This window comes from Pseudomonas marginalis (assembly GCF_001645105.1).
GTDB classification, from domain to species: Bacteria; Pseudomonadota; Gammaproteobacteria; order Pseudomonadales; family Pseudomonadaceae; genus Aquipseudomonas; species Aquipseudomonas petroselini.
Genome location: NZ_LKEG01000034.1, coordinates 88,154 through 104,237, shown reverse-complemented (window position 1 = coordinate 104,237; position 16,084 = coordinate 88,154). Strand labels below are relative to the sequence as shown.

Genomic DNA, 16,084 nt, shown 5'->3' with positions numbered 1-16,084 from the left:
GCAAGCCCCCTCCCACATTTGAATCCCACTCAAGCTTGGCGGTCGAGTTTTCTCAGGAACACCGTCATCTCTTTCTCGGCCTGTTTGTCGCCATGGGCCTGGGCCGCTTCGATACCCTTCTCCCACGCCTGTCGCGCGGCGTCACTGTCACTCTGCGCTTGGTGAGCCTTGCCCAACAACTTCCACGCCGCCGAATACTTCGGATCGAACTCGACGCACTTCTGCAAATGCTCCGCCGCCTTGGCGTTGTCCTTCAGGTCTAGATAACCCTTGCCCAAACCAAACCGCAGCAGCGCGTTATCCACACCCTTGGCGAGCATTTTTTCCAGGGATTCGAGCATTTATTGTCACCTTGCGTGAAAGAAGGCTGTTGTGGCGAGGGAGCTTGCTCCCGCTCGAGTGCGAAGCGCTCGCAAAATCTATGGTACCGCTACGCAGTCCAACGGGAGCAAGCTCCCTCGCCACAGTGGAATACTCCGATTTAGAAGAAGCTCAACCCCACGTGGAACAGTTTCTCCACATCGCGGATATGTTTTTTATCCACCAGGAACAAGATCACATGGTCTCCGGTGGCGATCACCGTGTCGTCGTGGGCAATGATCACTTCTTCATCACGAATGATCGCGCCAATGGTGGTGCCCGGTGGTAGGCCGATATCGCGGATTGCCTTGCCGATCACCTTGCTCGATTTCGAGTCACCGTGGGCAATCGCCTCGATGGCTTCCGCCGCGCCCCGACGCAGGGAGTGCACGCTGACGATATCGCCACGGCGTACGTGGGCCAGCAGGGTGCCGATGGTGGCCAATTGCGGGCTGATGGCGATGTCGATATCACCGCCCTGGATCAAGTCCACATAGGCCGGGTTGTTGATGATGGTCATCACCTTCTTCGCCCCCAGCCGCTTGGCCAGCAGCGACGACATGATGTTGGCTTCGTCATCGTTGGTCAGGGCCAGGAAGATATCGGCGTCGGCGATGTTTTCTTCCATCAGCAGGTCGCGGTCCGAGGCGCTGCCTTGCAGTACGACGCTGCTGTCCAGGGTGTCGGATAAATGCCGGCAGCGTGCTGGGCTCATCTCGATGATCTTCACCTGGTAGCGGCTTTCGATGGCTTCGGCCAAGCGCTCGCCGATCTGCCCGCCACCCGCGATGACGATGCGTTTGTAGGTCTCGTCGAGGCGGCGCATTTCGCTCATGACGGCGCGAATATTCGCCTTGGCGGCGATGAAAAACACCTCGTCGTCAGCCTCGATCACCGTATCGCCCTGGGGCAGGATCGGTCGGTCACGGCGGAAAATCGCCGCGACGCGGGTTTCCACATTCGGCATGTGTTCACGCAGCTGCCGTAGTTGCTGGCCCACCAGCGGGCCGCCGTAATAGGCCTTCACCGCGACCAGTTGCGCCTTGCCACCGGCAAAGTCGATCACCTGCAGAGCGCCGGGGATCTCGATCAGGCGCTTGATGTAGTGGGTGACCACTTGCTCCGGGCTGATCAACACGTCCACCGGAATCGCGTCGTTGTCGAACAGCCCGGCGCGGGTCAGGTAGGCCGCTTCGCGCACACGGGCGATCTTGGTCGGCGTGTGGAACAGCGTGTGGGCGACCTGGCAGGCGACCATGTTGGTTTCATCGCTGTTGGTCACGGCGACAAGCATGTCGGCATCATCCGCACCCGCCTGGCGCAGCACCGTCGGGAACGACGCGCGGCCCTGCACCGTACGGATGTCCAGGCGGTCGCCGAGGTTGCGCAGGCGCTCGGCATCGGTGTCGACCACGGTGATGTCGTTGGCTTCGCTGGCCAAATGTTCAGCCAGCGTACCGCCGACCTGCCCTGCCCCAAGGATGATGATTTTCATCCGGTCACTCCCTTAAAACCATTCAGCCGCGCGCGGCGGCGATCTTGATCAGTTTGGCGTAGTAGAAGCCATCGTGTCCGCCTTCTTGCGCGAGCAATTGGCGGCCGTGGGGCTGCTTGATGCCGGCTGTGGTGGCAAGGTCCAGCTCCCGTGCGCCGCTGGTACGGGCGAGAAAGGCTTCGATCACCTCGGTGTTTTCGGTCGGCAAGGTGGAGCAGGTGGCGTAAAGCAGGATGCCGCCGACGTCCAGGGTCGGCCACAGTGCGTCGAGCAGCTCGCCTTGCAGTGCGGCCAGGGCGGCGATGTCGTCGGGTTGGCGGGTGAGCTTGATGTCCGGGTGGCGACGGATCACACCGGTGGCTGAGCACGGCGCATCAAGCAGGATGCGCTGGAACGGTTTGCCGTCCCACCAGGTGGCAGTGTCGCGGCCGTCGGCAGCGATCAGCTCGGCGCTGAGGCCCAGACGGGCGAGGTTTTCCCGCACACGTACCAGGCGCTTGGCTTCCAGGTCGACAGCGACCACCCCGGCCAGGTCTTTTTCGACTTCCAGGATGTGGCAGGTCTTGCCGCCCGGTGCGCAGCAGGCGTCGAGCACGCGTTGGCCGGGCGCCAGGTCGAGCAGGTCGGCGGCCAGTTGCGCCGCTTCGTCCTGCACGCTGATCCAGCCTTCGGCAAAGCCCGGCAGGCTGCGGACGTCGGCGGCGGCTTCCAATACGATGCCGTCGACGCTGTACACGCACGGCGTGGCGTTGATACCGGCAGTGGTGAGCAGTTGCAGGTAGGCGTCACGGCTGTGGTGACGACGGTTGACCCGCAAAATCATCGGCGGGTGCGCATTGTTCGCCGCGCAGATGGCCTCCCATTGCTCAGGCCAGAACGCCTTCAGGGACTTTTGCAGCCAGCGCGGGTGGGCGGTGCGCACCACGGGGTCATGTTCCAGCTCGGCCAGCAGCGCTTCGCTTTCGCGCTGAGCGCGGCGCAGTACGGCGTTGAGCAAGGCTTTGGCCCAAGGCTTTTTCAGCTTGTCGGCGCAACCGACCGTCTCGCCAATCGCGGCGTGAGCGGGTACGCGGGTGTAGAGCAATTGGTAGAGGCCGACCAGCAGCAGCGCCTCGACATCCGCATCGGCCGCCTTGAAGGGTTTCTGCAACAACTTGGCCGACAGCGCCGACAAGCGTGGCTGCCAGCGCGCCGTGCCAAAGGCCAGGTCCTGGGTGAAGCCGCGATCGCGGTCTTCGACCTTGTCCAACTGCGTGGGCAACGAACTGTTCAGCGACGCCTTGCCGTTGAGGACGGCGGCGAGAGCCTTGGCGGCGGCCAGACGTGGATTCATTGGGCGACCACTCCAAGGACGGTGCCCAGGGCGAATTTCTCACGACGGCTGTTGAACAAATCGCTGAAATTAAGCGCCTTGCCGCCAGGCAATTGCAGACGGGTCAGGCACAGCGCCTGTTCACCGCAAGCGACCAACAGGCCGTCCTTGCTGGCGCCGATGATTTCACCGGGAGCGCCTGCGCCCTCGGCGAGGGTCGCGGCCAGCACTTTCAAGGCTTCGCCGTTGAGCGTGCTGTGGCAGATCGGCCACGGGTTGAAGGCGCGTACCAGGCGCTCCAGTTCCACGGCCGGGCGGCTCCAGTCGATGCGTGCTTCGTCTTTGTTCAGCTTGTGGGCGTAGGTGGCCAGGCTATCGTCCTGGACCTCGCCTTCCAAGGTGCCGGCAGCCAGGCCGGCGATGGCCTGGATCACGGCAGGCGGGCCCAGCTCGGCGAGGCGGTCGTGCAAGCTGCCACCGGTGTCTGCGGCGGTGATCGGGGTGGTGACTTTCAGCAGCATCGGGCCGGTGTCCAGGCCCGCCTCCATGTGCATTACGGTCACGCCGCTCTCGCTGTCACCGGCCTCGACGGCACGTTGGATCGGCGCCGCACCGCGCCAACGTGGCAGCAATGACGCATGGCTGTTGATGCAACCCAGGCGCGGGATATCCAGTACCGCTTGCGGCAGGATCAAACCGTACGCCACGACCACCAGCAAGTCCGGGTTCAGCGCCGCCAGCTCGGCCTGGGCCTCGGCGTTGCGCAAGGTCGGTGGTTGCAGCACGGGAATGTTGTGCTCCAGCGCCAACTGCTTCACCGGGCTCGGCATCAGTTTTTGCCCGCGCCCGGCCGGGCGATCCGGCTGGGTGTACACCGCGACAACGTCATAAGGGCTGGCGAGCAGCGCCTTGAGGTGTTCGGCGGCAAATTCGGGGGTACCGGCAAAAACAATGCGCAGTGGCTCGGTCATGGGAGGTCTCGGTTAAAAGCAGTCACAAAAGAAAAAGGCTTGCCGCAGCAAGCCTTTGGAAGGGGGCATCAAGCTTGCTGGCGATGCTTTTTTTCCAGCTTCTTCTTGATCCGGTCGCGCTTGAGCGTGGACAGGTAGTCGACAAACAGCTTGCCATTGAGGTGGTCGCATTCGTGCTGGATGCACACTGCCAGCAGGCCTTCGGCGATCAGTTCGAACGGCTTGCCGTCGCGGTCCAGGGCCTTGATTTTCACGCGCAGCGGGCGTTCGACGTTCTCGTAGAACTCCGGCACCGACAGGCAACCTTCCTGGTATTCGCCCATCTCGTCGGTCAGCGGTTCGAACTCTGGGTTGATGTACACCCTTGGTTCGCTGCGATCTTCCGACAGGTCCATGACCACGACGCGAAGATGCACGTTGACCTGGGTCGCGGCGAGGCCGATGCCCGGCGCTTCATACATTGTTTCAAACATGTCATCGACCAACTGACGAACCTTGTCGTCCACTACGGCCACCGGTTTGGCGATCGTGCGCAGGCGCGAGTCGGGGAATTCGAGGATGTTCAAAATAGCCATAAGCGTAATTGCTGCACATGTGAGGTAGAGGCAAATCGGCGTTGGGATGGACCCAAACAGCCGGTGTGAAACGTCCGGAGGCCGCGAAGGCTCTGGCATTTCACGCGAACGCACATAATAAAGGAGATTCACCCCATGAGGAAATCGCTACTCGTCTTGCTGCTGTGGGCCCCGCTTGCTATGGCCCCGCTTGCCATGGCCTTGGTGCCGCAGCCCGCCCAGCGCCTGGATCAACCGACGCAACAGGCCATCCAGCGCTTTTTACTGCATAACCGCATTCTTGATTCGCCCCACGACCTGGACAGCGCACCCTACATCGTCGCCGCTGATGCTGGCCGAGTGCTGGGCGCGAATGGCGAGCAGGTGTATGCCCGGGGCGTCCTGGACCCTTCCCAGCCAAGTTATGGAATATTCCGGCGAGGCAAGACCTACACCGACCCGCAAACCCGAGAGCTGTTGGGCATCAATGCCGACGACATCGGCACTGCCCGGTTCGTAACGGCGGGCGACCTCACCACCCTGGCCGTGCAGCGGATCACCCAGGAAGTGCGCCCCGGTGATCGCCTGCTACGCGCGCAATCTTTCGTCGACCCGGCAACCCTTGCGGTCACGCCTACAGCGCCATTCATCGAAGGGCAAATCATCGATATCCCCAAGGGTGTCACCCAGATCGGCGTACTCGACGCGATAACCCTGAATAAAGGCCGCCGCGACGGCCTGGTTGAGGGCCAACTGCTCAACGTGATCAAGACCGGCGCCAGCGTACGCGACAGCCTGACGGGCGCGCCAACCCAACTTCCTGATGAACGCGCCGGCACCCTGCTGGTATTTCGCACCTACGAAAAGCTCAGTTACGCCCTGGTGCTCAGTGCCACACGGCCGCTGGCCGTGACGGACCGTTTCGAGACTGCCCATCAAACACAATAAATAGCCTGCTAAATAAGTTACCAACAGAGTTATCCACAGCTTGTTCCGGTCAAGGATGATCAAATGAATCCGATAAACTGTCATGAAATATCCCCGTCAGAACTAGAAGCCCGACTACGCTTGCACAGGCTGCCTGAGCTGGGTCCGAAGCGTTTTCGCTTACTGATCGAAGCCTTCGGGTCTGCGTCGAAGGCTATCAGCGCGCCTGCCAGTGCCTGGCGTTCGTTGGGGGTGCCAGCCATCAGTGCCGATGCCCGGCGCAGCCATGAAGTCCGCGACGGTGCCAGTGCGGCATTAGCCTGGCTGGCGTGTGAGGGCCAGCATTTGCTGATGTGGGACCAGCCGGACTACCCCGCGCTGCTCGCCCAGATTGATGACGCGCCACCGCTGTTATTTGTCGCTGGCGACCCTTTGATCCTGGAAAAACCGCAACTGGCGATGGTCGGCAGTCGCCGTGCTTCTCGCCCCGGCATGGACACGGCGGCTGCGTTTTCCCGCAGTTTGGCGAGCGCCGGTTTTGTCATCACCAGCGGTCTTGCATTAGGCATCGACGGCGCAGCCCATCAAGCGGCATTGGATGTGGGCGGCCAGACAATCGGCGTGCTCGGCACCGGGCTCGAAAATTTTTATCCACAGCGCCACAAACGGCTGGCGGCGGCGATGATTGATCAGGGCAGCGCCGTGGTTTCCGAGTTTCCCTTGGACGCCCCGCCCCAGGCCGGCAACTTTCCCAGGCGGAATCGGATCATCAGTGGCCTGTCCCTGGGCGTGCTGGTGGTGGAAGCCAGCATGGCCAGTGGTTCGCTGATCACTGCGAAACTGGCGGCCGAACAGGGGCGCGAGGTGTATGCGATCCCCGGCTCCATCCATCATCCCGGTGCCAAGGGCTGTCACCAGTTGATCCGCGATGGCGCCGTGTTGGTGGAAACCATCGAGCACATCCTGGAGGGCTTGCGCGGTTGGCAGGCGCTGTCGCGCCCTACGCCGATGCCGGTCGTGCATCCACTGGTGGCGCTGCTGCACGCGGCGCCCCATACCAGTGAAGGCCTGGCGATTGCCAGCGGTAGGTCGTTGCCCCACGTGTTGGCGACCCTTACCGAGCTGGAGCTGGAGGGCCAGGTCATCTGCGAAAGCGGGCGCTGGCTTGCGCGCTGCTAGGTTTTGTAACGAAGATCGGTAAACTGCGCAGAGCTTTAGTCTGGAGAGTCAACAATGGTCAACCGGTGGCGTGTGCTGGAAACCGCACGAGAAATTCGCGCAGGCGCGGTGATTGCCTATCCAACCGAAGCGGTTTGGGGCCTGGGCTGCGATCCGTGGAACGAAGAAGCAGTGGACCGTTTGCTCGCCATCAAGAACCGTTCGGTGGACAAGGGCCTGATCCTGGTGGCGGACAACATCCGTCAGTTCGACTTCCTGTTCGAAGACTTCCCGCAGGATTGGATCGACCGCATGGCTAGCACTTGGCCTGGGCCGAACACCTGGCTGGTGCCTCATCAGGGCCTGCTGCCGGAATGGGTGACAGGTGTGCACGACACGGTGGCGGTGCGGGTCACGGACCATCCGCTGGTGCGGGATCTGTGCTCGCTGGTGGGGCCGTTGATTTCCACCTCGGCCAACCCTCAAGGCCGCCCGGCGGCCCGCACACGGATTCGCGTGGAGCAGTATTTCCGTGGGCAGGTGGATCTGGTGTTGGGTGGCGCCCTGGGTGGGCGCAAGAACCCGAGCCTGATTCGCGATCTGGTGACGGGTGAGGTGGTGCGGCCTTCGTAGCGCTTTTGTGGCGAGGGCGCTTGCTCCCGTTGGCCTGCGAAGCAGGCCCAAAGCCAGCGAATGCGGTTTATCTGAAAAAACATCATCGCCTGTTTTGGGGCCGCTTCGCGGCCCAACGGGACCAAGCTCCCTCGCCACAAGGGGCAGTCAAGGCAGCAAAATTGTTGAGCCTGTGGTCCGGCGTCCCGACAACTCCGTCTGCGCCTTCGCCGCATCCGCCAGCGCATACCGCTGGTTGATATCAATGCGCACCTTGTCGCTCTTGATCATCGAGAACAGGTCATCCGCCATCGCTTGCAGGTTCTGCGGGTTGTTGGCATAGGTCGCCAGGGTCGGTCGGGTGACGTACAGCGAGCCTTTGGCCGACAGAATCCCCAAATTCACCCCGTCCACTGCGCCTGACGCATTGCCGAAGCTCACCACGAGCCCACGTGGCGCCACGCAGTCCAGCGATGTCAGCCAGGTGTCCTTGCCGACGCCGTCGTACACCACCGGCACCTTTTTGCCGTCAGTCAACTCCAGCACGCGCTGTGCGACATCTTCCTTGCTGTAGTTGATGGTTTCCCAGGCACCGAGGGCTTTGGCCACTGCGGCTTTTTCCGGCGAACTCACGGTACCGATCAACTTCACGCCCAGGGCCTTGGCCCATTGGCAAGCGAGCGAACCCACGCCACCGGCGGCGGCATGGAACAGAATAGTTTCACCGGCCTTCACTTCGTAGGTCTGGCGCAGCAGATACTGCACGGTCAGGCCCTTGAGCATGGCGCCGGCGGCTTGTTCGAAGCTGATGTCGTCCGGCAGGTGCACCAGATTGGCGGCGGGCAACACATGCAGTTGGCTGTAGGCACCCAGCGGGCCGCTGCCATAGGCCACGCGGTCGCCGACCTTGAATTGGGTGACTTCGCTGCCAACCGCGTCGACCACACCGGCGCCCTCTGCGCCCAACCCCGATGGCAATGCGGGCGGGGCGTACAGACCGCTGCGGAAATAGGTGTCGATGAAGTTCAGGCCGATCGCCTCATTACGCACGCGCACCTGCTGCGGGCCCGGCTCCGCCGGGGTGTAGTCCACATACTCAAGCACTTCGGGGCCGCCATGGGCGCTGAACTGGATACGTTTTGCCATCTGCCTTCTCCTTGGGTCGAATTCGCGTAGCCCACTATCCCACTCCTAAGCTTGATCTTCGTCAACTGCGGCGCAATGGGGTGCAGTGGTATCCTGTGCGCCCATTTGCCGCCGATGCCCAATGGCCTCGCGTAGCTTTGCCCGATTCAAGGTGATGCCATGACTACCCGCACCGAGGCTGTAAAGGCCTACCTGCTTGACCTGCAAGACCGCATTTGCAGCGCCCTGGAAACCTTCGAGACGGACACTCGCTTTATCGAAGACGCCTGGACCCGGCCAGCTGGCGGCGGTGGTCGCACCCGTGTGATCGAAAACGGTTTGGTGATCGAAAAAGGCGGCGTTAACTTTTCCCACGTGTTTGGCAGCGGTCTCCCACCCTCGGCCAGCGCGCACCGGCCTGAGCTGGCCGGCCGTGGCTTTGAGGCCCTGGGCGTGTCGCTGGTGATCCACCCGCACAACCCTCACGTCCCCACGTCCCACGCCAACGTACGGTTTTTCATCGCCGAAAAAGAAGGCGAAGAGCCGGTGTGGTGGTTTGGGGGCGGCTTCGACCTCACGCCTTACTACGGCAACGAAGAAGACTGCATCCACTGGCACCGCGTGGCCGAGCAGGCCTGTGCGCCGTTCGGTCCGGACGTGTACTCACGCTACAAGGCATGGTGCGACACCTACTTCCATATCAAGCACCGCAACGAACCGCGCGGCATCGGCGGCCTATTCTTCGATGACTTGAACGAGTGGGACTTCGACACCTGCTTCGCCTTCATCCGCGCCATCGGCGACGCGTACATCGATGCTTACCTGCCGATCGTGCAACGCCGTAAGGCTATGGCCTATACCGAGCAACAGCGTCAGTTCCAAGAGTTTCGCCGCGGCCGCTACGTTGAATTCAACCTGGTCTACGACCGTGGCACCCTGTTCGGCCTGCAGTCGGGCGGGCGCACCGAGTCGATCCTGATGTCGCTGCCGCCGCAAGTGCGCTGGAGCTACGACTGGAAGGCCGAGGTCGGCAGCGAAGAAGCGCGCCTTACCGACTACTTCCTGCAAGACCGCGACTGGCTGGGCCTTACTGCGCCTAAGGCGGCGGTCTGATGGACCGTTATGTGGTGTTCGGCAACCCCATCGGCCACAGCAAGTCGCCGCTGATCCACCGTATGTTCGCCGAGCAGACCGGCGAGCAACTGGACTACAGCACCTTGCTGGCGCCTTTGGAGGATTTCACCGGCTGTGCCCGTAAGTTTTTTCAACAGGGTCGTGGCGCCAACGTCACCGTGCCGTTCAAGGAAGACGCCTACCGCTTGGCCGACATCCTCACCGAACGTGCTCAACGCGCTGGCGCGGTGAATACCCTGAGCAAGCGGCCCGACGGTAGCCTGCTGGGCGACAACACCGACGGCGCTGGCCTGGTGCGTGACCTCAAGGTCAACGCCGGGCTGAGCCTGCGAGGCAAGCGCATCCTGCTGCTGGGCGCCGGTGGCGCGGTACGTGGCGCGCTGGAGCCGTTACTGGCCGAGCAGCCTGCCTCGCTGATCATCGCCAACCGCACCGTGGAAAAGGCCGAGTTGCTCGCCGAGTTGTTCGACGATCTGGGCCCGGTGTCTGCCAGCGGTTTCGATTGGCTGCGTGAGCCGGTGGACGTGATCATCAACGCCACGTCCGCCAGCCTGTCAGGCGATGTACCGCCGATTGCCGGCAGCTTGATCGAACCGCGTAAGACGTTTTGCTACGACATGATGTATGCCAAGGAACCGACAGCGTTCTGCCGCTGGGCGACTGAACAAGGCGCGACGGTGGCGATGGATGGTTTAGGGATGTTGGTGGAACAGGCAGCGGAAGCGTTCTTCCTGTGGCGCGGTGTGCGTCCGAAGTCGGCGCCGGTGTTGGCCGAATTACGCCGCCAATTGGCCTAACCTCAATTCAATGTGGGAGGGAGCAAGCCCCCTCCCACAGTTGAACTGCATTCAGTCTTGAAAGTGAATGGGGCATTGGTCGGCCCCTTCCAGTTTCCTCAACTCTTCCACCACTTGCGGCCTGGCCCGGCGCAACGTCAGGCTACGCCCCAAGCCCTTCAAGCGCCGCGCCTCCTGGTGCAGCATCTCCACCCCGGAATAGTCGATAAAGTTGATCTGCTGCGCCTCGATCACCACCCGCTCGCCCTGTAAACGTTGGAGGCGCACTTGCAGGTAGTGGCTGGCGCCGAAAAAGATCGAGCCGCCCACCCGCAACACATCCTCATCGCCATCGCGCCATTGCTGAACCCGTGGTTGCGAGGTGCGCTTGAGGTAGAAGAACAGCGACGCCAGCACCCCGGCATAAATCGCGGTTTGCAGCTCCAAGAGCAAGGTGGCGACGCACGTCAGGCCCATCACCACAAACTCGGCGCGACTGACGCGGAACAACGCACGAATGCCGCGATGGTCCACCAACCCCCAGCAAATCAGCAGGATGCTCGCGGCCATGCTCGGGATCGGAATGTGTGCGATCAGCGCCGCACCAAACAATGCGAACAACGCCACCCACAGTGCGGAAAACACCCCGGCCAACGGCGAGCACGCGCCCGCCTCATAACTGAGGCCCGAGCGCGTAAACGAACCGGCTGACAAGTAGCCGGAAAAAAAGCCGCCAACGATATTGGATAAACCCTGCGCGCGAACCTCTTGGTTGGCATCGAGCAATTGTTGCGAACGCGCCGACAGCGAGCGGGCAATCGACAGGCTGGTCACCAGCCCGAGCATGCCCACCGCCACGGCGCTGGGCAGCAGGCGCAGGATCATGTCCAGGTCCATCGGCAACGGGCTGAACGGCGGCAGCTTGCCAATAAACGAACTGACCAGCGCCACATGCCCGAACATCGCCGGCCACAACCACGCCACCAGGCTGCCCAACGCCAGCGCGATCAACAGCGTCGGCCAGCGGGGCACCAGGTACTTGAGCAGTGCGCCCACCAGTAGAGTCCCTAGCCCGAGGGCAAGGGATGCATGGTCCCATTCGCCGCTGTGGTGGATCAGTGCCAGCAGGCTATTGATCGCCGTGGCCTGGCTCGGCAGATCCAGCCCCAACAGGTTGGGCAACTGCCCCAGGGCAATCACCACGGCGGCGCCCAGGGTGAAACCGAGCACCACCGAATGGGAGACGAAATTCACCAGCGCGCCGAAGCGCAGCATGCCCAGCAGCCACTGGAAAACCCCGGCGAGGAAGGTGAGCAGCAAAATCAGGGTGATGTACTCCTGGGAGCCCGGCACGGCCAAGGGACTGACGCTGGCATACAGCACAATGGAAATCGCCGCCGTAGGCCCGCAGATCAGGTGCCAGGATGAACCCCAGAGGCACGCGATCAGCACCGGGATGATCGCAGCGTACAGGCCATATTCGGGGGGCAGGCCGGCGATCAGTGCGTAGGCAATCGACTGCGGCAACGCGAGAACCGCGCCACTGAGGCCGACGATTGCATCCCGGCCGACGCTGGCGCGGGTTTGGCGCGGGAGCCAGCTGAGGAAGGGGAACAGTGTGTGGCGGTTGGGCCGGGGCATCGCAGACTCGGTTTAAAGGTTTAGCGCAGAATATCAGTCCAGATCAGTTCCCGTGGGAGGGGGCTTGCCCCTCCCACATCTGGATTGCATCAAGCGTTAGAGTTTGGCTTTAACTGCAGAGAGTGCGTCTTTGCCATCCAGTGTTTTTACACCCTCCAGCCACTTGTCCAATACCGCCGGGTTGGCTTTGATCCACGCCTTCGCCGCCTCGGCGTTGCTGACCTTGTTATTGGCCACCTGCGCCATGATTGCGTTCTCCATCTCCTGGGTAAAGCTCAGGTTGGTCAGCAGTTTCCCTACATTCGGGCAGGCCTGTGCATAGCCCTTGCGGGTCAAGGTATACACACTGCCGGTGTCACCAAAATATTTCTCGCCACCCTTGAGGTAGTGCATTTTCAATTGCACGTTCATCGGGTGCGGGGTCCAGCCGAGGAAGGTCACGAATTTCTGCTTCTTAACAGCCCGTGATACTTCGGCGAGCATCGCCTGTTCGCTGGATTCCACCAGCTTCCACTGGCCGAGATCAAAGTCGTTTTTCTTGATGATTTCCTGCAACGAGATATTTGCAGGTGCACCGGAGCCGATGCCGTAGATCTTCTTGTCGAACTTGTCGGCAAATGTGTTCAAGTCGGCGAAGTCATGCACCCCGGCGTCCCACACATAGTCCGGCACGGCGAGGGTGAACTCGGTGCCGTCTAGGTTTTTCGCCAGTTGCACCACATCGCCATTAGCCACGAACTTGTCGTAGAAGCCTTGCTGCGCCGGCATCCAGTTACCCAGGAACACATCCACCTGGCCGTCCTTGAGCCCCCCGAAGGTGATCGGGACCGCGAGGGTGTCGACCTTGGCCTTGTAGCCCATGCCGGTCAGTAAAAAACCGGTGATGGCATTGGTGGCCGCGATATCGCTCCAGCCTGGATCGGCCATCTTTACCGTTTCGCAGCTGGCGTCCGCGTACACGTTGGCGCTACTCAGTACCAACATACCCAACACCACAGTTAACTTTTGCATGGCCTTCCCTCTGACTATTTATTGGTTTTGGCAGGGTTGTGGATAACGTGCCTTGCGCTCCAGGTCGTCGAGGTCGATATGGTTGCGCATGTATTGCTGACTGGCGTCCACCCGTGGCTGGTGATCCCAGCTCTTCAGCTTGCCTTGGGTCAGTGCTTCAAACACCAGACGGCGGCGGCGTTGGCTGGCGAGCACCTGTTGGTGGATCGCCGGGATGTCCCATTTGGCCCGCGCCTCGTCCAGGAAGGCTGCAAACAGCGCCTGATGCGGCGGCGACTGGCTGAGTTCTTCCTGTTCCCGAGGGTCGTTGTGTACATCGAACAGTAGACAAGGGTCGTCTTCGCTGTAGATGAATTTGTAGGCGCCACGGCGAATCATCATCAGCGGGCTGATGGTGCCTTCGGCCATGTATTCGCCGAACACCTCGTCGTGCCCGCCCTGCCCTTGCAGGTGCGGGACCAGCGAACGGCCGTCCAGCGGCAGGCGCGGGTCCAGCTCGCCGCCGGCCAGTTCCACCAGGGTCGGCAACAGGTCGGCAGTGGACACGGCTTTGGACACGCGGCCTGCCGCGAATTGCCCCGGCGCACTCACCAGCAGCGGCACGCGGGCGGCCATTTCAAACCAGTGCATTTTGTACCAGAGGCCGCGCTCGCCGAGCATGTCGCCGTGGTCGCCGGAGAAGATGATGATCGTGTCGTCGGCCAGGCCGGTGTCTTCCAGGGTTTGCAGGAGCTTGCCGACATTGCTGTCGATGTAGCTGCACGCGCCGAAGTAGGCACGGCGTGCATCACGGATCTTATCCACAGGCAGCGGCTTGTCCCATAGGTCGTAGACCTTGAGCAGGCGCTGGGAGTGTGGATCGAGATCGCCCTGCACGGGTGTTGTAGGCAAAGGGATGTCAGCGTCGTCGTACAGGTCCCAGAACGGCTTGGGAATCGTGTAGGGGTCGTGGGGGTGGGTCATCGACACGGTGAGGCAGAACGGCTGGTCGCCGTCCTCGCGGATATGGTCGAACAGGTATTGCTGGGCCTTGAACACCACCTCTTCGTCGAAATCCAGCTGGTTGGTGCGCACGCACGGCCCGGCTTGCAGCACCGACGACATGTTGTGGTACCAGGTGGGGCGCACGTCCGGCTCGTCCCAGTTGACGGCCCAGCCATAGTCGGCGGGATAGATGTCGCTGGTCAGGCGCTCTTCATAACCATGCAGTTGGTCTGGCCCGCAGAAATGCATCTTGCCCGATAACGCCGTGCGGTAACCGAGGCGGCGCAGGTAGTGGGCGTAGGTCGGCACATCGGCGGGGAAATCGGCGGCGTTGTCGTAGGCGCCGATCTTGCTCGGCAATTGCCCGCTCACCAGCGTAAAGCGCGAGGGTGCGCACAACGGGCTGTTGCAGTAGGCAGCCTCGAACACCACGCCCTGGGCGGCGAGGCGGCTCAGGTTCGGCAACTGGATCGGGGAAGGTCCGTAGAACGGCAGCATCGGCGCGGCCATTTGATCGGCCATGATGAAAAGAATGTTCTTGCGCTTCATGATCTATCGGCATTCCATAGGCGGTGTTTATGCGAATGAGCATGCAGCCCATGGAAAATGGGGTAAAGCCCACCCAAAGCAATGTCTAGGATAAGCACAGCTTATGTATGAAGCCCTCGGTGACCTGTCCCTCGATTTGCTGCGCGCGTTCGAAGCGGCAGCGCGTCACCGCAGTTTCACCGCCGCCGCGATGGAGCTGGGCACCACCCAGCCCGCGATCAGCCAGCAGATCAAGCGCCTGGAAGAACAGCTGGCGATCCGTCTGTTTGATCGCATCTACCGGGGCATCGAGCTGACCGATGCCGGTGCCCTGTTGTTCGAGCATGTGCAGGGCGGTTTGCAGGCCATCAACGCGGGCCTCAGTGCGATCACGCAGCAGGATCAGCACGAAGTGCTGCAAGTGGCCACCGACTTCGCATTCGCCGCCTATTGGCTGATGCCGCGTTTGCATCGCTTTCACGCGGCCAACCCCCAGGTGGATGTGAGCCTGGTGACCAGCGAACGCAACCACGCCACGTTGCGCAGCGACATTGACGTGGCAGTGCTGTTTGGCGACGGGCGTTTCAAGCAGGGCGACAGCCTGTGGTTGTTCAACGAGGAAGTGTTCCCGGTGTGCAGCCCGCAGTGGCTGAAGGATCAGGCCACACCGCTGACTGTACAAAATTTGCACGATTTCCCCTTGCTGCACCTGCGCCAGGAAAATAACAGCCAGTGGTTCGACTGGAGCGGCGTGTTTCGCGAACTGGGCATCGCCACGGCGCCCACGCCCGGCCAACTGCGCTTCGACAACTACACTCTGCTGATCCAGGCCGCGATTGCCGGCCAGGGTGTGGCCATCGGCTGGCGCCATCTGGTGGATAACCTGTTGGAGCAGAACTGGCTGTGCCGACCGCTGAGCGACACCGTCATCTCGCGTTTCGGCTATTACGTGGTGCAGCCCCAGCGCAAACGCCGAGGGCAGCTGGTGGAGCGCTTTGTCGACTGGCTGGTGGCCGAGCAGGCCAGCAGCGCGCAGTCGCTGACCGGGCTGGCCCTGCCGTCGATTGCGGTCTAGCATCTGGCGCCTATTGGATTCGGAGTCCGTCATGCAACGTATCAAGGGTTACCACGCCCATATCTACTTCGACGCGAACACTATCGAACAGGCGCGCACCTTGTGCGAAGACGCCGCCAAGCTTTTCCCGCTGCGCATGGGGCGCGTGCACCAACGGCCGGTAGGCCCGCACCCGGACTGGAGCTGCCAGTTGGCGTTCGATGCCGAATACATCGGCGTGGTGCTGCCGTGGCTGGTCATCCATCGCAATGGGCTGGTGGTGTTCCTGCACCCGGATACCGGCGATGACCTGAAGGATCACACCGACTATGCCATCTGGATGGGCGCCATGCGGGAACTGAACTTGTCAGCCTTTTCCTAAACTACATCCCTAAATATGGGATTGATATTTATATATTGAGACTTCCTCGCGCGTAGGTTT

Annotated in this window: 16 protein-coding genes; 7 read left to right on the top strand and 9 right to left on the bottom strand. The window is 61.9% G+C overall.

The genetic code is table 11. The features are described from left to right. Positions 1-29: 29 nt before the first annotated feature. The 5 genes from AO064_RS09855 to def all read right to left on the bottom strand — a co-directional run bounded on the left by AO064_RS09855 (position 30) and on the right by def (position 4,713). The gene (locus AO064_RS09855; RefSeq protein WP_012721462.1) at positions 30-341 is read right to left on the bottom strand and encodes a tetratricopeptide repeat protein; all 312 of its coding nucleotides are present in this window, start codon (positions 339-341) and stop codon (positions 30-32) included. Positions 342-481: 140 nt separating this feature from the next. Then, positions 482-1,855, bottom strand: coding sequence for a Trk system potassium transporter TrkA (gene trkA, locus AO064_RS09850; protein ID WP_012721463.1), 1,374 nt, complete (start codon positions 1,853-1,855; stop codon positions 482-484). Positions 1,856-1,877: 22 nt separating this feature from the next. Then, a complete protein-coding gene (gene rsmB / locus AO064_RS09845; protein WP_046035862.1) occupies positions 1,878-3,188 on the bottom strand; it encodes a 16S rRNA (cytosine(967)-C(5))-methyltransferase RsmB in 1,311 nt (436 codons plus the stop codon). Beyond that, positions 3,185-4,138: a methionyl-tRNA formyltransferase gene (gene fmt, locus AO064_RS09840; RefSeq protein ID WP_064053170.1), complete on the bottom strand. Its 954-nt coding sequence runs from the start codon at positions 4,136-4,138 to the stop codon at positions 3,185-3,187. The genes rsmB and fmt overlap by 4 nt, the downstream gene beginning before the upstream one ends. A gap of 68 nt (positions 4,139-4,206) precedes the next feature. After that, the gene (gene def / locus AO064_RS09835) at positions 4,207-4,713 is read right to left on the bottom strand and encodes a peptide deformylase (protein ID WP_005783383.1); all 507 of its coding nucleotides are present in this window, start codon (positions 4,711-4,713) and stop codon (positions 4,207-4,209) included. Positions 4,714-4,848: 135 nt separating this feature from the next. Here def and AO064_RS09830 point away from each other — a divergent pair, with 135 nt between their 5' ends. The 3 genes from AO064_RS09830 (at position 4,849) to tsaC (ending at position 7,410) form a co-directional block, all read left to right on the top strand. Beyond that, complete coding sequence (locus AO064_RS09830; RefSeq protein WP_064053169.1) at positions 4,849-5,640, top strand: hypothetical protein; 792 nt, start codon at positions 4,849-4,851, stop codon at positions 5,638-5,640. A 63-nt stretch (positions 5,641-5,703) separates the two neighbouring features. After that, entirely contained in the window at positions 5,704-6,798 is a 1,095-nt protein-coding gene (gene dprA, locus AO064_RS09825) for a DNA-processing protein DprA (RefSeq protein WP_064053168.1), read from the top strand. A 54-nt stretch (positions 6,799-6,852) separates the two neighbouring features. Beyond that, a complete protein-coding gene (tsaC, locus tag AO064_RS09820; protein WP_012721468.1) occupies positions 6,853-7,410 on the top strand; it encodes an L-threonylcarbamoyladenylate synthase type 1 TsaC in 558 nt (185 codons plus the stop codon). A 147-nt stretch (positions 7,411-7,557) separates the two neighbouring features. On the opposite strand, the gene AO064_RS09815 is transcribed toward tsaC, so the two are convergent. Further along, positions 7,558-8,535 (bottom strand): NADPH:quinone reductase, encoded by a 978-nt coding sequence (locus AO064_RS09815; protein WP_064053167.1) that lies wholly within the window; start codon positions 8,533-8,535, stop codon positions 7,558-7,560. Between the two features lie 159 nt (positions 8,536-8,694). On the opposite strand from AO064_RS09815, the gene hemF reads away from it, so the two are divergent. Beyond that, entirely contained in the window at positions 8,695-9,627 is a 933-nt protein-coding gene (gene hemF / locus AO064_RS09810) for an oxygen-dependent coproporphyrinogen oxidase (RefSeq protein ID WP_064053166.1), read from the top strand. Continuing rightward, a complete protein-coding gene (aroE, locus tag AO064_RS09805) occupies positions 9,627-10,445 on the top strand; it encodes a shikimate dehydrogenase (protein ID WP_064053165.1) in 819 nt (272 codons plus the stop codon). The genes hemF and aroE overlap by 1 nt, the downstream gene beginning before the upstream one ends. A gap of 51 nt (positions 10,446-10,496) precedes the next feature. On the opposite strand, the gene AO064_RS09800 is transcribed toward aroE, so the two are convergent. The 3 genes from AO064_RS09800 to betC all read right to left on the bottom strand — a co-directional run bounded on the left by AO064_RS09800 (position 10,497) and on the right by betC (position 14,609). Further along, complete coding sequence (locus AO064_RS09800; protein ID WP_064053164.1) at positions 10,497-12,065, bottom strand: SulP family inorganic anion transporter; 1,569 nt, start codon at positions 12,063-12,065, stop codon at positions 10,497-10,499. A 96-nt stretch (positions 12,066-12,161) separates the two neighbouring features. Next, positions 12,162-13,076: a choline ABC transporter substrate-binding protein gene (gene choX, locus AO064_RS09795; RefSeq protein ID WP_064053163.1), complete on the bottom strand. Its 915-nt coding sequence runs from the start codon at positions 13,074-13,076 to the stop codon at positions 12,162-12,164. 18 nt (positions 13,077-13,094) lie between these two features. Next, positions 13,095-14,609 (bottom strand): choline-sulfatase, encoded by a 1,515-nt coding sequence (betC, locus tag AO064_RS09790; RefSeq protein WP_064053162.1) that lies wholly within the window; start codon positions 14,607-14,609, stop codon positions 13,095-13,097. Between the two features lie 103 nt (positions 14,610-14,712). Here betC and AO064_RS09785 point away from each other — a divergent pair, with 103 nt between their 5' ends. Both AO064_RS09785 and AO064_RS09780 read left to right on the top strand, forming a co-directional pair. After that, on the top strand, positions 14,713-15,663 hold the full coding sequence (locus tag AO064_RS09785) for a choline sulfate utilization transcriptional regulator (RefSeq protein WP_064053161.1): 951 nt from the start codon (positions 14,713-14,715) through the stop codon (positions 15,661-15,663). A 31-nt stretch (positions 15,664-15,694) separates the two neighbouring features. Then, positions 15,695-16,024 carry a DOPA 4,5-dioxygenase family protein gene (locus tag AO064_RS09780; RefSeq protein WP_043204594.1) on the top strand — a complete coding sequence of 110 codons (330 nt, stop codon included), beginning with the start codon at positions 15,695-15,697 and terminating at the stop codon, positions 16,022-16,024. The last annotated feature ends 60 nt before the right edge of the window (positions 16,025-16,084 follow it).

Excerpts from the sequence above, each read along its gene's own strand:
- aroE (WP_064053165.1), top strand. The coding sequence starts at position 9,627 with ATGGACCGTTATGTGGTGTTCGGCAACCCCATCGGCCACAGCAAGTCG.
- AO064_RS09855 (WP_012721462.1), bottom strand. The coding sequence starts at position 341 with ATGCTCGAATCCCTGGAAAAAATGCTCGCCAAGGGTGTGGATAACGCG.
- choX (WP_064053163.1), bottom strand. The coding sequence starts at position 13,076 with ATGCAAAAGTTAACTGTGGTGTTGGGTATGTTGGTACTGAGTAGCGCC.
- AO064_RS09830 (WP_064053169.1), top strand. The coding sequence starts at position 4,849 with ATGAGGAAATCGCTACTCGTCTTGCTGCTGTGGGCCCCGCTTGCTATG.
- AO064_RS09785 (WP_064053161.1), top strand. The coding sequence starts at position 14,713 with ATGTATGAAGCCCTCGGTGACCTGTCCCTCGATTTGCTGCGCGCGTTC.
- hemF (WP_064053166.1), top strand. The coding sequence starts at position 8,695 with ATGACTACCCGCACCGAGGCTGTAAAGGCCTACCTGCTTGACCTGCAA.
- dprA (WP_064053168.1), top strand. The coding sequence starts at position 5,704 with ATGAATCCGATAAACTGTCATGAAATATCCCCGTCAGAACTAGAAGCC.
- fmt (WP_064053170.1), bottom strand. The coding sequence starts at position 4,138 with ATGACCGAGCCACTGCGCATTGTTTTTGCCGGTACCCCCGAATTTGCC.
- AO064_RS09780 (WP_043204594.1), top strand. The coding sequence starts at position 15,695 with ATGCAACGTATCAAGGGTTACCACGCCCATATCTACTTCGACGCGAAC.
- rsmB (WP_046035862.1), bottom strand. The coding sequence starts at position 3,188 with ATGAATCCACGTCTGGCCGCCGCCAAGGCTCTCGCCGCCGTCCTCAAC.
- tsaC (WP_012721468.1), top strand. The coding sequence starts at position 6,853 with ATGGTCAACCGGTGGCGTGTGCTGGAAACCGCACGAGAAATTCGCGCA.
- def (WP_005783383.1), bottom strand. The coding sequence starts at position 4,713 with ATGGCTATTTTGAACATCCTCGAATTCCCCGACTCGCGCCTGCGCACG.
- trkA (WP_012721463.1), bottom strand. The coding sequence starts at position 1,855 with ATGAAAATCATCATCCTTGGGGCAGGGCAGGTCGGCGGTACGCTGGCT.
- betC (WP_064053162.1), bottom strand. The coding sequence starts at position 14,609 with ATGAAGCGCAAGAACATTCTTTTCATCATGGCCGATCAAATGGCCGCG.
- AO064_RS09815 (WP_064053167.1), bottom strand. The coding sequence starts at position 8,535 with ATGGCAAAACGTATCCAGTTCAGCGCCCATGGCGGCCCCGAAGTGCTT.
- AO064_RS09800 (WP_064053164.1), bottom strand. The coding sequence starts at position 12,065 with ATGCCCCGGCCCAACCGCCACACACTGTTCCCCTTCCTCAGCTGGCTC.